This window comes from Streptomyces sp. QH1-20 (genome assembly GCF_041283565.1).
Taxonomy (GTDB): domain Bacteria; phylum Actinomycetota; class Actinomycetes; order Streptomycetales; family Streptomycetaceae; genus Streptomyces; species Streptomyces syringius.
Genome location: NZ_CP166299.1, coordinates 1,341,884 through 1,359,057, shown reverse-complemented (window position 1 = coordinate 1,359,057; position 17,174 = coordinate 1,341,884). Strand labels below are relative to the sequence as shown.

Here is a 17,174-nt window from a genome sequence, read left to right as displayed (position 1 = left end):
AAGTACTCCGTATTCACGGCTCCCTTTCCGATGGGATGGCTTTGCTTTTGCTTTACTTTATTTACAAGGCCTTCATGTTAGGTTGCCTGCGTCGGCGGAGTTGACGTGCGCCGAAGTGTACGCATGGGGGATGCGAAATGATCATGATTCCGGTCCGGTGCCCGTGAGTGGCGCCGCGGAGAGCGACTGTCGCGATATACGCTCGGTCGCAGGATTATGTGCCTGGTTACGCGAGGAATTATCCGTACTGCTCGAACGCCCCGCCGAGAGCATTCGTGATCACGAGACGTTCGCACGCTACGGCGTCGACTCGCTGCGGGCCACCGTGCTGGCCTCGAAACTCTCCGAGACCCTCGGCAGAAGCGTGCCGGTGGCACTGCTGTGGGCCTACCCGTCGCTCGCCGCACTCTCGGCCCACCTCCTCGACCGGCCCGGCGGGGAAGCGGGCACCCGCCACCGGGGGCCCGGAAGCCCGGCCGCCGCGGGGCACGAACCCGTCGCGGTCGTCGGAATGGCCTGCCGATTCCCGATGGCGGACAATGCGACGGAATTCTGGGAGCTGCTGCTTTCCGGTACGGACACCGTGGGCGCCGTCCCGCCCGGGCGCTGGGACCCCGCCGATTTCGTGGACCCCGACCCGTCCGCCCCGGCGAAAATGATGACCGACCGGGCGGGATATCTTCGCGGCCGTCTCGATGAATTCGATCCGCTGTTCTTCGGGATATCCCCGCGCGAGGCCGCGGAAATGGACCCGCAGCAGCGCCTCTTTCTGGAAGTCGCCTGGGAAGCCCTGGAAAACGCGGGCATGGCGAATGACGCGCTGGCGGGCAGCCGTACCGGGGTCTTCGCCGGAGTCATCTGGCACGACTACGCCGAGCTCGCCGCACCGGCGCTGCACGGCGTCGTGCCGCACTCCGCCACCGGCCGTGCGCGCAACATGGTGGCGAATCGTCTCTCCTATGTCCTGGGCCTGCGCGGACCGAGCGTCGCCGTCGACACCGCCTGCTCCGCCTCGCTCTACGCCCTGCACCTCGCCTGCCAGAGCCTGTGGCTCGGCGAGTCGACCGCGGCCCTGGCGGGCGGGGTGAACCTGCTGATCAGCCCGGGTACGAGTGTGGCGCTCAGCAAGTTCGGCGGGCTGTCCCCGGACGGCCGCTGCAAGACCTTCGACGCCCGCGCCGACGGCTACGGCCGTGGCGAGGGCTGCGGGGTCGTGGTCCTCAAGCGGCTCTCCCGCGCGCTGGCCGACGGGGACGACATCTGGTGCCTCGTCCCGGGCAGCGCGGCGAACAACGACGGCCTCAGTAATGGACTCACGGCTCCCAATCCCCTCGCCCAGGAGGAAGTCCTCCGGGATGCCTATCAGCGGGCCGGCGTGCGCCCCGGCGAGGTGCATTTCATCGAAACCCACGGCACGGGCACCGCGCTCGGCGACCCGATCGAGGCCGCCGCGCTGAGCGCTGTACTGTCCGAAGGCCGTCCCGCTGACGCACCGCTGATTCTCGGTGCCGTGAAGACGAATATCGGCCATCTCGAAGGCGCCGCCGGCATCGCGGGATTCATCAAGACCGCGCTCGCCCTACGCCACCGCCGCATTCCACGGAACCTGCATTTCGAGCGGCCCAACCCGCACATCGACTTCGAGGGCCTGGGGCTGCGCGTACCGCGCGACGCCGAGCCCTGGCCCGAGGACCGCGCCCCGCTCGCGGGCGTCAGCTCCTTCGGCTGGGGAGGCACCAACGTCCATGTCGTCATGGAGGGCTGGCGGGAGCCCGCGCCGCTGCCCGCGACCGTTCCCGCACGGCCGCGGGAGACCCCGGAGGAGGCCGTCCCGTCGCCCCGGACGGTCTTCGTCTGCTCCCCGCACGGTCAGCAGTGGGCCGGCATGGGCCGACGGCTCTTCCGCACCGAACCCGTCTTCCGCCGGGCCGTGGAGCGCTGCGACGCGGCGCTCCTGCCCCACACGGGCTGGTCGGTCGTCGACGCCCTCTTCCCCGCGGGAGAGACGGGCCGCACCGACCGTACGGACGACACGGACCGTACGGATTCCCTGGGCCCCAACGACACGACGGCCCGTACGGACGCCACGGACCGCCTCGACCGCGTCGACGTCGCCCAGCCCGTGCTGTTCGCCGTCCAGATCGGCATCGCGGCCTGGCTCGAAGCGGCGGGAGTGCGCCCCCACGCCGTGGTCGGCACCTGCTTCTCCGAGATCACCGCGGCCGTGATCGCCGGAATCCTCGACCTCCCCGACGGCGCACGGCTCGTCCACCACTACAGCCGCGCCCAGAGCCGCGTCGCGGGCCGGGGCGGCGCGATGGCCGTCGTCGAACTGCCCGCCGAGGAGCTCGCGGAGTACACCACGGACGCCCACGGGCTGAGCGTCGCCGGACTGTACGGACCCCGCTCGACCGCCCTGGCCGGGCACGTCGACGCCCTGCGGACCGCGCTCGCCACGTGGAAGTCCCAAGGCGTGCTGTGCGGCATGGTGCGCATCGACGCGGCCGTGCACAGCCCGGACATGGACCCCGTCCTCGCGGAGCTGGAGAGCGGGACGGCGGGCATCACCCCGCGCCCCGGCAGGATCCCGATGGTCTCCGCCGTCACCGGCGCGCCCGTCGAGTGGCGGGAGATCACCCCCGGCTACTTCGCCCGCGGACTGCGGCAGCCGGTGCGGCTGACCGACGCCGTGGCGCACCTCGCCGCCACCGGCCACGGCCCGTTCGTCGAGATCAGCGCCCACCCCGTCCTGCTCCACGCCCTGCGGCAGCACGTCACGGCCGTCGGCACGATGCGCCGGGGGAGAGACGACCGCGAGGGCCTCGGCGACGCACTGGAGGAACTGGCCCGGGCGGGCGTGCCCGTGACGGGCCCGGGGGCCGGGGACCGGGGCGGCGAGCTGTTCACGCTCTCCGCCGCGACCCCCGAGGCGCTGCGCGAACTGGCTCGCCGCACCGCTGTCCTGCCCGCCCCGGCGGCACTGCGCGACCTCGCGCACACGGCCGCCCGCAGGACGCACCACGCCTGGCGGCTCGCCGTCGTCGCCCGCGACACGGACGAGCTCGGTGCCGCACTGAGCGCCTTCGCGCGCGGCGAGGAGCCCGCCGGACTGCACGCCTCGGCCGCGCCCGTCGTCGACCCGCCCAAGGTGGCCTTCGTCTTCCCGGGACAGGGCTCGCAATGGATCGGCATGGGCCGCGAACTCGCCGCACGCGAGCCCGAGTTCCACGCCGCCCTGCGGGAGTGCGACGACGCCGTCGGGGCGTACGCGGGATGGTCCGTACTGGACGAACTCGTCGCCGACGAACGGCACTCGCGGCTCGCACGCATCGACGTGGTGCAGCCGATGCTCTTCTCCATCGAGGTCGCCCTCGCCGCGCTCTGGCGCTCCTGGGGCGTCGTGCCCGACGCCGTCATCGGCCACAGCATGGGCGAGATCGCCGCCGCCCATGTCGCTGGGGCGCTCGGCCTGGAGGACGCCGTACGGATCATCTGCGGCCGCAGTGCCCTGCTGCGCCGGGTCAGCGGGCAGGGCGCGATGCTCGCCGCCGAACTCACCCTGGAGGAGGCGCTCCGCGCCGTCGAGGGGCACGAGCAATCCGTCGCCGTTGCCGTCAGCAACAGCCCGCGCTCCACGGTTCTGTCCGGCGACGAGCGGGTCCTCACGGACATCTCACGCGACCTCGACCGGGCCGATGTCTTCTGGCGGTGGGTGAAGGTCGACGTGGCCTCGCACAGCCCCCAGATGGACCCGCTGCGCGAGGACCTCCTCGCCACCCTCCGCGGCATCTCGCCGCGCTCCGGCACGGTGCCGCTCTACTCGACCGTCACGGGCGAGGTGGCCTCGGGCGAAAGCCTCGACGCGCACTACTGGGTGCGCAATCTGCGCGACCCGGTGCTCTTCTCGGACCAGATCGGGCGCCTGCTGCGGGACGACGTGGGTGCCTTCGTGGAGATGAGCCCGCACCCCGTCCTCGTGCCGACCGTCGGCCAGTCCATCGCCCACGCGGGCGACGGCCGGGCGCAGGCCCTGCCCTCGCTCCGCCGCCACGAAGGAGAACGGGCGGTACTGCTGGAGTCGTTGGGAAGACTCCACGTCCTGGGCTGCCGCGCCGACGTGGACCGGGCCAACAGCCCCGGGCGGCACGGCGCGCCGCTGCCCGCCTACCCCTGGCAGCGCGACCGGCACTGGCCGGACCACCTCACCTTCGGGGCCCCCGCCGCACCGCCCCCGCCTCCCGTGCCCCCGGGAACCGCCGACGACCCCACGGCCACCGCCCGGGCGACGGCCGGCGAACCGGCGCTCCCCGAGGAGACCGCGGAGGAACGGGTCCGCCGGCACGTGGCCCGGGTGGCCAAGATCGCCGCCGCCCGTATCGACGCGGCCGTGCCCCTGCGCTCGTACGGCATCGACTCCGTCATGTCCCTCGAACTGCGCAACCGGCTCGAAGGCGAATTCGGGGTGAGCCTGTCCGCCACGGTCATCTGGAACCACCCGACCGTCGCCGGACTGGCGGACCACCTCGCCGGGCTGACCGGACCACGCACACCGGGCGGCCCCGCCGCGAGCGCCACCGAGGAGCCGGGGAGCGCGGGCCGGGAGCCCGACGACACGGGCCACGAGGGCCTGAGCCCCGAGGAGCTCCTCGACCGTGAACTCGCCGAACTCAACGCACGCTTGGAGACCCTCTGAGATGAGTACATCCCGCGAGCCGGGCGCGGGGGCGCCCGACCCGCGCCTGACCAAGGCGCTCACGGCAATCAAGGACCTGCGGGCGAAGATCGACGCGCTGGAGGACGCCCGGCGCGCACCGCTGGCCGTCGTCGGCATCGGCTGCCGGCTCCCCGGCGGGGTCACCTCCGCCGCCTCCTTCTGGCACATGCTCGAAAACGGCGTCGACGGGATCAGCGAAGTCCCCGCCTCCCGATGGGACATGGACGCCTTCTACGACCCCGACCCCGAGACGCCCGGCCGGACGGCCGTGCGCTACGGCGGCTTCCTCGACGACGTCGACGCCTTCGACCCGTACTTCTTCGGCATCTCGCCCCGCGAGGCGGAGCGCATGGACCCGCAGCAGCGGCTCTTCCTCGAAGTGGCCTGGGAGGCCCTGGAGGACGCGGGGCTGACCAGGAAGCGGCTGAGCGGCAGCGCCACCGGGGTGTTCGTGGGCACCAACTGCTCCGACTACCTCCAGATGCAGCTCGCCGACCCGGCCGACATCGACACCTACACCGTCCTCGGCGGCCTCGCCTTCGCCATCCCCAACCGGCTCTCCTACCTCCTGGACCTGCGCGGCCCCAGCATGGCCATCGACACCGCCTGCTCCTCCTCGCTCGTCGCCGTGCACACCGCGGCCACCAGCCTGCGCACCGGGGAGTGCGACACGGCGGTCGTCGGCGGGATGAACCTGATCCTCTCGCCGCACGCCATGGTGGCCCACACCAAGGGCCTGCCGATCGCCGCCGACGGCCGGTGCAAGACCTTCGACGCGCGCGCCGACGGCTACGTCCGCGGCGAGGGCGTCTGCGCGGTCGTCCTCAAGCGGCTCCCCGACGCGGTGGCCGCCGGGGACCGGATCTGGGCCGTCATCCGCGGCACGGCCGTCAACCAGGACGGGCTCACCAACGGTCTCGCCGCGCCCAACGGCCGGTCCCAGCGCGACGTCATCGAACAGGCCCTCGCCAACGCCCGGCTCGAACCCTCGCAGATCACCCTGCTCGAAGCGCACGGCACCGGCACCGCCCTCGGCGACCCGATCGAGGTCGAGGCCCTGGACTCGGTGTACGGGCGGGTGGACGAGGACGGCGACAGCTGCGCGCTCGGCTCGGTCAAGACGAACGTGGGACACGTCGAGGCGGGCGCGGGCCTCGTCGGAATGATCAAAACGGCGCTGTCCGTCCACCACCGCCGCATCGTGCCCAACCTCCACTTCGAGACCATCAACCCGCACCTCTCCCTCGACGACAGCCGGCTCTACGTCCCCACCGCGCCCCGGGACTGGGACGTACCCGACGAGCGATGTCACGCCGCGGTGAGTTCCTTCGGAGCGGGCGGCACCAACGCCCACGTCATCCTCGGCCCCGCGCCCGCCGAGCGGCCCGTGACCATGGGGGCCCAGGACGGCGGAACCGGCCCCGGGCCCTGGCTGATCCCGGTCTCGGCCCCCACCCGGCGGGCCCTCGCGCCCATGGCGGCGGCCTACCGCGACTTCCTCCTCTCGGACCCGGGCCGCGCCGTGCCGCTGCGGGACATCGCCTGGTCGGCCGCCCACCGCAGGACCCACCACGAACACCGCTGCGCCGTTGTCGCGGACTCCGCCGAGGAGGCGGCCGAACAGCTCACACAGTGGCTCGAAGGCCGGGGCGGCACCGGTGTCGTGAGCGGTGCCACCACCACCGCCGTCGACCGCGGCGTGGTCTTCGTCTTCCCCGGCCAGGGCACCCCGCACGCCGGCACCGGCCGCGAGCTGATGGACACCTGTCCCGTCTTCCGCGACACCGTCACGGAGGCCGACGCGGCCCTGCGCCGGTGGACGGGCGAGTCCGTCGTCGAGGAGATCCACCGCACCGGTCACGCGGCGGACGACGGCGCCGAGTCGCGGGGGCAGGGCCTCAGCCAGCCCGCCCTGTTCGCCGTCGGCGTGGGACTCGCGGCCCACTGGCGCTCCCTGGGCGTCGAACCCGACGCCGTCGTCGGCCACAGCATGGGCGAGGTCGCCGCGGCGTACGTCGCCGGGGTGCTGAGCCTGGACGACGCCGCACGGATCGTCTGCCGGCGCGCGGACCTGCTGGGCCGGGTCCGCGGCCAGGGCTCGATGCTGGCGGCGGCCCTGCCCCGGACCGAAGCCGAGGCGCTGCTCGACGGGCGCCGGGACCGGGTGTCGGTGGCGGTGTGCAACAGCGCCGTCTCCACGATGTTCTCGGGCGACCCCGGCACGCTGGACGAGATCGCCCACGAGCTGCGCGCACGCAATGTGCTGTGCCGGCCGGTCGGGACGGACATCGCCTGGCACAGCCCGCAGCTGGACCCGCTGCGCGCGGATCTGCTCGCCGCACTGGCCGGCATCACCCCGCGGACGGCGAAGATCCCCGTCCTGTCGGGCGTGACCGGCGAACTCTGCGACGGAACGGGCTTCGACGCCGCGTACTGGGCACGCCAACTGCGTGAACCCGTGCTGTTCGGGGATGGCGTCGGCACGCTGCTGGAGGCCGGCCACGGTGTCTTCGTCGAGATGAGCCCGCACCCCACCCTGCTGTCCGCCGTCGAGCAGGTGCTCGAACCCGCCGGGAAGGAGGGGCTGTTGCTGCCCTCCCCGCGGAGCGGCGAGGGGGAACGCCGGGCCGTGATCGCGTCGCTGGGCGCGCTGCACGCCCACGGTTTCCCCGTGCCCGCCGACGTGGTGTTCCCGGCCGGGGGCCGCGCGGTCGCGCTGCCGTCCTACGCCTGGCAGCGGGAGCGGTTCTGGTTCCGGAGCGGGCCCCGGGCGGGGAGCCCCCGGCCGGCCCCGGCATCACCTCCCACGCCGTCTCCCGCGCCGTCTCCCGCGCCGGCAACGCGGGACCAGCCGCCATCGGTCACCGGGCGCGACCGGGACGGCGTCCTCACCGCGGTGCTCGACGCGGTGAGCGACCTCCTCCACCTCGACCGCGACCGGATCGACCCCGACAGCGGCTTCTTCCAGATGGGGATGGACTCCCTGCTCGCCACCCAGGTGCGGCGGCGGGTCGAAGCACGGCTCGGACGCAAGCTGCCCGCGACGGTCATGTTCGAACACCCCACCGTCAACGGCCTCACCGACCACCTGGCCGAGGAGGCCGGAGCAGCCGCACCGGACGCTCCGCGGCACCCGGGACAACAGCGGCCGTACGCCGAGCAAGCCGCCCGGGAAACCGCCGAGGAATCCGTCGAGGGGCTCTCCGAGGACCGGCTCCTCGCGATCCTGGCCGACGAAATACGTGCAACGGGGAGCACACGATGACCACGATCACCGAGCCCGGTGACCTCACCGGCCCGAACGCCGCCCGGCCCGAGGGCCGGGAGACCGACCGCAACGCCGTGCTCGTCCAGAGCATCCAGGAGATCCGCCGGCTCCGCGCCGAGGTGGCCGCGGAGAAACGGGCCAGGACCGAACCCATCGCCATCGTCGGCATGGCCTGCCGGATGCCCGGTGGCGCCGACGGGCCCGAGGCCTTCTGGGAGTTCCTGCGGAACGGCGGGGACGGCATCCGCGAGATCCCCGACTCCCGCTGGGACACCGGGCGCTTCCACGACCCCGACCCACGGGCGCCGGGCCGGACCTACACCCGGCGGGCCGGGCTGCTGTCCGACGTGGACCGCTTCGACGCGTCCTTCTTCGGCATCGCCCCGCGCGAGGCCGCCACCCTCGACCCGCAGCAGCGACTGCTGCTGGAGACCGGCTGGGAGGCGCTGGAGCACGCGGGCCGGCGCCCCGACGGCCTCGCGGGCAGCGCCACCGGCGTCTTCCTCGGCATCACCAACAACGACTACGGCCAGCAGCAGCTGTACCAGATCGCCCCCGAACGGCTGGAGGCCCACGCCCTCACCAGCAATGCCTCCACGTTCGCCGCGGGCCGGCTCTCCTACTGGCTCGGCCTCAACGGCCCCAGCATGTCCGTCGACACGGCCTGCTCCTCCTCGCTCGTCGCGGTCCACCTGGCCGTGCAGAGCCTGCGCTCCGGCGAGTCCTCGACGGCGCTGGCCGGCGGGGTCAACGTCCTGCTCTCCCCGGAGTGGTTCGTGGTGCTGTCCAAGGCCCGCATGCTGGCCCCCGACGGCCGGTGCAAGACCTTCGACGCCGCCGCCGACGGCTATGTGCGCAGCGAGGGCTGCGGCATGGTCGTCCTGAAGCGGCTGTCCGACGCGGAAGCCGACGGCGACCGCGTCTGGGCGGTGATCCGGGGCTCGGCGGTGAACCAGGACGGCCGCAGCAGTGGCGTCACCGTGCCCAACGCCAGTGCGCAGAAGGACGTCATCCGGCGGGCGATGGCTGTCGCCGCCGTACCCGCCCGCCGCATCGGCTACGTCGAGGCGCACGGCACGGGCACCCCGCTCGGCGACCCCATCGAGCTGCGGGCGCTGCGCTCCGCGCTCGGCGAGCACGAGGGCACCGAGCCGCTCCTGGTCGGATCGGTGAAGACCAACGTCGGCCATCTGGAGCCCGCCGCCGGGATCGCGGGCCTCATCAAGATCGTCATGTCCCTGCACCACAAGGAGATCCCGCCGCATCTGCACCTGCGCGAGGTCAACCCCGAGATCCCGCTCGACGAACTGCGCCTGCGTGTCCCCACGGCCCTCACACCGTGGCCCGCGCCGGACGACGGCCCCCGCGCCGGTTCGATCAGCTCCTTCGGGGCCAGCGGCACCAACGCGCACATCGTGCTGGAAGAGGCACCCGACCCGGCACCCGCCCCCGCGGATCCTGACGGCGGCCCGGGGGACCGGACGACCCATGTGCTGGCACTCTCGGCGAAGAGCCCCGCCGCGCTGACGGCCCTCGCGGAGCGCTACCACGACCACCTGGGCGCACTGGAGGAGACCGCCGCGGGCGGTGCCGCCGATCTCTGCTTCACGGCCAACACCGCGCGGGCACACTTCCCGCACCGCCTCGCCGTCACCGGCGCCACCGCCGCCGAGCTGCGCGAACGGCTCACGGACCGCGCCCGGGGCGAGGTGCGGCGGGGGTACGTCCCGGCCGGCAGCCGCACCCGGCCGGTTTTCCTCTTCACCGGCCAGGGGGCCCAGTACCCCGGCATGGCCCGCGAGGCCGACACCACCGAACCGGTCTTCCGCGCGGCCCTGGACCGGTGCGACGAGGTGCTGCGGCCGCTGCTCGGCCGTCCGTTGCGCGAGGTGCTCCACCCGCGCCCGGAGGACGCGAGGCTCGTCCACGAGACCCGGTTCACCCAGCCCGCGCTCTTCGCGGTGGAGTTCGCGCTCGCCGAGCTGTGGCGCTCCTGGGGGGTGACCCCGGCGGCCGTGCTCGGGCACAGCGTCGGCGAGCTGGTCGCGGCCACCGTCGCGGGCGTGCTGAGCCCCGAGGACGGGCTGCGGCTGGCCGCGCACCGCGGCCGGCTGATGCAGGACCTCGGCGGGGAAGGCGCCATGGCCGCGGTCCTCGCCGGGGAGGAGCGGGTGCGCGAGGCCCTCGCGCCGTACGCGGCCGAGGTGTCCCTCGCCGCGGTGAACGGCCCGGACAGCGTCGTCGTCTCCGGGGCGTCCGCCGCGGTCGGACGGCTGCGCGAGGCACTCGCCGAACAGGGCGTGCGGACCAAGGACATCCGGGTCACCCGCGCCTTCCACTCCCCGCTCATGGACCCCGTCCTCGACGCGTTCGAGGCGGAGGCCGCGCGGATCGCCTACGGTCCGGCACGGATCCCGCTGATCTCCAACCTCACCGGTGAGGCCCTCCTCGGCGAGGGCGTCTACGACGCCGCCTATCTGCGCGCCCACATCCGGCGGCCGGTGGACTTCCACGCGGGCATGCGGACCCTGTACGGGCAGGGCCACCGTGTCTTTCTGGAGGCGGGCCCGAGCCCGACCCTGCTGGGCATGGCGGACTGCTTCGCACCGGAGGCGACGGAGGGATATCGGGGAACAGAGGGGACCGAAGGGCCGGAAGGGGGCGGGTGCCTCTTCCTGCCCTCGCTGCGGCCCCGCCACGACGACGGGCGGGTGCTGGCCGACAGCCTCGCCGCGCTGTACACGGCCGGGGCGGCCGTGGACTGGGACGCCTACGACAGCGGGCGCGGCCGTCGGCGCACCACCGCACCCCTCTACCCCTTCCAGCGCACCCGCCACTGGTCCGCACCGAGCGCGCCGGCGGTCGCACCCGCACCCGCGTCGGCAACCGCCGGCCGGTCCGTCGACGAGGCCAAGAGCGAGGCTGTCCGGCCGCTCCTCGGCCGTCGGGTGCCCTCGCCGCTGGAGGTGGTCCAGTACGAGTCCCGGCTGAGCCCCCTGACCCACCGCTGCCTCGGCGACTGCGTCGTCGACGGCCTGCCCGTCGTCAACATCGGTGTCTATCTGGAGGCGGTCTTCGCGGCCGTGCACGACCTCGGACGCCCCGGCCCGGTGACCGTGCGGGACCTGCTGGTCCTGCAGAGCCTGGTCATCGACCAGGGCGAGACGAGGAACGCCCAGCTCCTCGTCGAACCCGCCGCCGACGGAAGGCACTCCTTCGGCTACTACGCCGAACACCAAGGCGACGACGGCCCCCACTGGCTGCAGCACGCCCGGGGCACGGCCGCCCCGGGCCCCGAGGCCCCGCCCGGCGCCGTCGACACCGCCGCCGTCCGCGCCCGTCTCGGCGGCGTGACGACCGGCGAGGAGTTCTACCACCGCATGTGGCAGCGCCGCGTGTACCTGGGCACATCGGCCCAGTGGGTGGAGGAGGTCCGGCACGCCCCCGGTGAGGCGCTCGCCCGGATGCGCGCGCCGCGGCCCGAGGAGTCCGCGTCCTATCTGCTGCACCCCGGACTCACCGACGCCATGTTCCAGACCCTCTTCGCCTGCCCGCCCGACGGGACCCCGCGCGACGCGGTGTTCATGCTCGTGGGAGTGGACCGGTTCGTGCTGCACGACTACGACCGGACCCGGCCGCTGCTGTGCCACGCGACGGTCCTGCCGTCCGCGGACCCCGCCTCGACCATCGCCGCGACCGTACGGCTGCTCACCGAGGACGGGCACCCGGTGGCCGAGGCCGAGGGCGTCTACCTCAAGCGGGCCGAACGCGCCCGGCTGCTGCCCGCCGCCCAGGGCCGGCCCGATGGGTCCCCGGCCCGTAAGGCACCGACGCCGCCCCCGGCCGCCCGTACTCCCGCACCACGCCCCGCCGCCGGGCCCGCCGAGCCCGTACGGGACGTGCTCACGCGCATCGTCGCCCGGGCGCTCGGCGCCGACCCGGCCGAGCTCGACCTGCACGAGCCGCTGCCCGGCCTCGGCCTGGACTCGCTGATGGCCCTGGAGGTCAAGGACGCCCTCGCGAGGGAGCTCGGCATCTCCCTGCCCCTGGTCGCCTTCCTCGAAGGGCGCAGCATCACGCAACTCGGCGACGAGGCGCGGGCCCTGCGCGGCGAGGAGGGTCCGGAGCCGGGTCCCGACCCGGCCGGCGCCGTGGACGCGGACGCCGGGGCGAGGCCCACGGCGGCCGTCGGCGCGGGTACGGGGTCCGCGCTCCCCGCGCTGCTCCGCGACGAGGCGGGCCGGTACGAGCCCTTCGGGCTCACCGACCTCCAGCAGGCCTATCTGGTGGGCCGGACCAGCGCCTTCGAACTCGGGGCCGTCTCCACCTACTTCTTCCTGGAGGTCGACGTCGAGGCCGACGTGGACCGGCTCGCCGCCGCCCTGCGCACCCTGATCACGCGGCACGACATGCTCCGCGCGGTCGTCAGCCCCGACGGGTACCAGCGGGTCCTCGACCGGGTGCCGGACTACGAGCTGCGCACCCTCGACCTGCGCGAGCACACCGACAGCGCACGCGAGGAGCGCCTCGCCGCCGTCCACGAGGAGATGAGGAACCAGGTCTTCGACACGTCCGTCTGGCCGCTGTTCGACATCCGGGCCACACGCCTGGACGAACGCCGAACCCGCTTGCACATCGGTCTCGATGCCCTCATCATCGACGCCTGGAGTACCTCCCTTCTTCTCGAGGAATGGGCGACCGTGTACCGCGAAGGTGCCGACGCGCTGGCCGAACTGTCGCTCACCTACCGGGACTACGTCCGCACGGCCCGCACGATCGAAGGCACACCTGCCCACGCGGCGGCGGAGGCGTACTGGGAGGAGCGGCTGCCCACGCTGCCGCCGGCCCCCGAGCTGCCCCTGGCCAAGAATCCCGCCACCGTCGAGCACCCCCGGTTCACCCACCGCTCCATCCGGCTCGACGCGGCGGCGTGGGCCGCGTTCAAACGGCGCGCGAGTGCCGCCGGGGTCACACCGTCGGCAGCGCTGTGCACGGCGTACTCCCAAGTCCTCGGCGCCTGGAGCAAGTCGGGCCGCTTCACCCTCAACGTGCTGTTCTTCAACCGGCTGCCCCTGCACCCCGACGTCGGCAAGGTCGTCGGCAACTTCAGCGCCACCACCCTGCTGGAGGTGGACGCCGCGGCCTCCGAGGGCTTCGCCGTCCGCGCCGAGCGGGTGCAGAAACAGCTGTGGACCGATCTCGAGCACAGCCAGGTCTCCGGCGTCGACGTGCTGCGCCGGCTCAACCGGCGGCGGGGCACGGCCGCCATGGCCACCATGCCGGTCGTCTTCGCGAGCATGGTGAACTTCGCGGCGGGCCAGGACTCGGCCGCCTCCTCCGGGGTCGCCCAGCACCTGGTCGGGCTCGGGGAGTCCGGCCGGGAGGTCAGCAGTTCCATCCGCACCCCCCAGGTGTGGCTCGACCACCAAGTGGTGGAGGACGCGGGCGAACTGGTCGTCAACTGGGACGTCATCGAGGAGATCTTCCCCGCGGGAATGATCGACGCGATGTTCACCGCGTACATCGCGACCCTGCGCGAACTGTGCGCGGACGACGAGGCGTGGCGGCGCCCGGCCGCGGCCCTGGCGCCCGCCGCCGACCTCGACGTACGGGCCGGGGTCAACGCCACGGCCGGCCCCGTCCCCGAAGGGCTGCTGCACGAGCCCTTCGTCGCCCGCGCGGCCCTCACCCCCGACGCGCCGGCCGTTCTCACGGCGGAGCGGACGATCACCTACGGGGAGCTGGACCGCCACGCCAACCGCCTCGACCACGCGCTGCGCGCCAAGGGGGTGCGGCCCGGCGACCTCGTCGGCATCGTCATGGACAAGGGCTGGGAGCAGCTCGCCGCGGCCATCGGCATCCTCAAGTCCGGTGCGGCGTACGTCCCGATCGACGCGGCCGTACCGGCCGAGCGGCTGCGGAGGCTGCTGGACATCGCCGGGATCTCCGTGGTCCTGACCCAGCCGTGGGTGGAGGTCGCCACCAACTGGCCGGCGGACACCGTACGACTGCCCGTCGACGAGGCCTTCGGGGCCGGTGCCGCTCCCGTCGAGGAGGACACCGCGCTGCCCGCCCCCGACGTCTCGCCCGGTGACCTGGCCTACGTCATCTTCACCTCGGGCTCGACCGGGCTGCCCAAGGGCGTGATGATCGAGCACGGCGCCGCGCTCAACACCGTCCGCGACGTCAACGACACCTACGGCATCACCGAGCACGACCGGGTCCTCGCGCTCTCGGCGCTCAACTTCGACCTGTCGGTCTACGACGTCTTCGGACTGCTGGCCGCGGGCGGCGCCGTCGTCCTGCCCGACCCCGGCGCGCACCGCGAACCGGCCCGCTGGGCGGAGCTCATGGTCGCGCACGACGTCACGGTGTGGAACAGCGTCCCCACCCTGATGGAGATGTTCACCGAACACGCCCTCGCCGAGGGCCTCGGCGAACTGCTCTCGCTGCGCGTGGTCATGATGAGCGGCGACTGGATCCCCGTCACCCTCCCCGACCGGATCCGCGCCCTGGCGCCCGACGCCGAGATCTGGAGCCTGGGCGGGGCCACGGAAGCCTCCATCTGGTCGATCCGCTACCGCGTCGGGGACGTCGACCCGTCCTGGACGGCCATCCCCTACGGCAAGCCCATGCGCAACCAGCGCTTCCACGTCCTGGACGACGCCCTGCGGCCCTGCCCGGTCTGGGTGCCCGGTCAGCTCTACATCGCCGGTACCGGACTGGCACGCGGCTATCTCGGGGACGAGGAGAAGGCCCGGGCAAGCTTCCCGCGCCACCCGGTGACCGGCGAGCGGCTCTACCGGACCGGCGACCTCGGCCGCTGGCTGCCCGACGGGAACATCGAGTTCCTGGGCCGCGAGGACTTCCAGGTCAAGATCAACGGCTATCGCGTCGAGCTGGGCGAGGTCGAGGCCGCGCTGCTCCGGCGGCCCGAGGTGCGCGCGGCGGCCGCGGCGGCCACGGGCGAGCGGCACGAGGCGAAGCGGCTCGTCGCCTATGTCGTCCTCGACGGCGAGCCGGGCGGGGCCGGCACGGCCCCCGACGAGCCCGCCATCACGGGCGCGCTGGACCGGGCCCTGCGCGCGGAGCTGCCCGACTATCTCGTGCCCCACCGCATCGTGGTCCTCGACCGCCTGCCGCTGAGCGCCAACGGCAAGGTCGACCGGGCGGCGCTGCCCGCGCCCGACACGCACCCGCGCGGCACGGAGGGCATCGTCCCGCCCCGGGACGCGATGGAACGGGAACTGGCCGACATCTGGGGCGAGTTCTTCGACGAGCGGCCGGTCGGCGTCACCGCGAGCTTCTTCGACCTCGGCGGCAACTCCCTGCTCGCCGTCCGGCTGATGGGCCGCATCCAGAGCCGCACCGGCCGCTCACTGCCCCTGTCGACGCTGTTCGCCCGGCCCACCATCGAACTGCTGGCCCAGACCCTGCGCGACGCGGGCGACGGCTCCGCCGACCGGCGCACCGCCCTGGTGCCGATCCGCCCGGAGGGAACGGCGGTCCCCTTGATCTTCGTCCACCCGGTGGGAGGCGACGTCCTGTGCTACTCCGAACTCGCTTCCCTGCTGGGCGAGGACCAGCCCTTCTACGGGCTCCAGGTCCCCGACCTCGACGAGCCGCCGGCCACCGTGCCGGCGATGGCCGCCCACTACGCACAGGCGATCACCGAACGGTTCCCCGACGGCCCGTACCGCCTCGGCGGCTGGTCGATGGGCGGCGTTCTCGCACTGGAGATATCGGCCCTGCTCACCGAGGCGGGCAGGAACGTCGAACTGATCGCCCTGGTCGACCTCCTGGAACCCCCGGGGCAGGCGGCCCCGGGCGGCCGCGCCCCCGAGGACGTCGACGACGCGGCGCTGCTCGCGTGGTTCGCCCGCGACCTCGCCGGACTCGCGGGACACCGCTGGGACCCCGACCCCGGGCTGTTCCGGACGGCCGACGGCACGGCCTCCGTCGAGGCGCTCCACGACCACGCCTGCCGCGCGGGCGTCCTGCCCGGTGACATCACCCCGGAGACCCTGAAGCGGATCGTCGAACGCTTCTCCCGCAACTCCCGGGCCCTGATGAGGCACCAACCGCGCAACCACCCGGACTTCGCCGGCCGGACCCTCCTCTGCCGCGCCAAGGACGGCGGCGCAACCCGGGAGACGACGGCGGCGTGGGCGGCCCTGCTGCCCGGCGACCACAGGATCACCGAGGTGCCGGGGGACCACTACACCGCGATGGCCCGGCCGCACCTCGCCGCCCTGGCGGGCGAGCTGCGCACCGCACTGGCCGCCGGACAGGGAGAGGGGGTGGTCGCCGGAGCGGACACCGGGCCGTGACCGGCCGCATTCGCTCGCGCCGGCGCCCGGCAGCCCGATCGGGCGGACCCGTGCGAGCCCACGAGAGCCCACGAGAGAACGAACCAAGCACCGACCGGCAGGCGCCGAACCGCCGTCTGCCGCATCCCTTGCCGAAAGCACAAAGGAGACACACCATGACCGACTCCCCCTTCACGCTCCACACACCCGAGACCGCTCCGGAGGCCTCGCGCCCGATGGTCGAGGGTGCCCAGAAGAACTTCGGATTCGTGCCCGGGCCGGTGGCTGCGATGGCGGAGTCGCCCGAGCTGCTCGGCACGTTCATGAAGGCCGTGGGCACCTTCGACCAGACCTCGCTCGAGATGCTGGAGCGTGAGGTGGTCGTGCTGACCGTGGCGACCTACGTCGAGTGTCACTACTGCGTGGCCATGCACTCGGCCACGCTCACCCGCCAGAAGGCGCCGGCCGAGCTGCTGGCCGCCCTGCGCGAGAAGGCGCCGCTCGCCGACGCCCGCCTGGAAGCCATCCGGCAGTTCACCCTGACCGTGCTCACCCGGCACGGCCAGGTCGGCAAGGAGGAGTTCGACGCCTTCTTCGCCGCCGGCTACACCCGGCGCAACGCCCTCGAGGTCGTCATGGGCGTCGGCACGTACACGATGTCCACCTTTGCGAACCGCATGACGGCCGTCGAGCTCGACCCGCCGTTCGTGCCCTTCGCCTGGGAGGCCCCGGCCGAGTAGGGCCCGAGCACCGAGCGCCACACGGAACGAGGAGCGGCCGGCAGCCCCGAACTGGCGCTGACGGCCGCTTCTCCCTTACCGCCCCCCACACCCCCGACCGACTGCGAGACCACCGAGCACCTGCGACACACTCTGAACCACGA

The 17,174-nt window shown here is 73.4% G+C and carries 4 protein-coding genes; all 4 read left to right on the top strand.

Translation table 11 applies throughout. From position 1 onward, the window contains the following. Positions 1 to 163 precede the first annotated feature (163 nt). Entirely contained in the window at positions 164 to 4,693 is a 4,530-nt protein-coding gene (locus AB8O64_RS06080) for an acyltransferase domain-containing protein (protein ID WP_370418228.1), read from the top strand. A gap of 1 nt (position 4,694) precedes the next feature. After that, positions 4,695 to 7,979 (top strand): type I polyketide synthase, encoded by a 3,285-nt coding sequence (locus AB8O64_RS06075; RefSeq protein WP_370418227.1) that lies wholly within the window; start codon positions 4,695 to 4,697, stop codon positions 7,977 to 7,979. Beyond that, positions 7,976 to 16,312: an amino acid adenylation domain-containing protein gene (locus tag AB8O64_RS06070; RefSeq protein ID WP_370418226.1), complete on the top strand. Its 8,337-nt coding sequence runs from the start codon at positions 7,976 to 7,978 to the stop codon at positions 16,310 to 16,312. The genes AB8O64_RS06075 and AB8O64_RS06070 overlap by 4 nt, the downstream gene beginning before the upstream one ends. A 155-nt stretch (positions 16,313 to 16,467) precedes the next feature. Next, complete coding sequence (locus AB8O64_RS06065; RefSeq protein WP_370418225.1) at positions 16,468 to 17,031, top strand: carboxymuconolactone decarboxylase family protein; 564 nt, start codon at positions 16,468 to 16,470, stop codon at positions 17,029 to 17,031. Positions 17,032 to 17,174 lie beyond the last annotated feature (143 nt).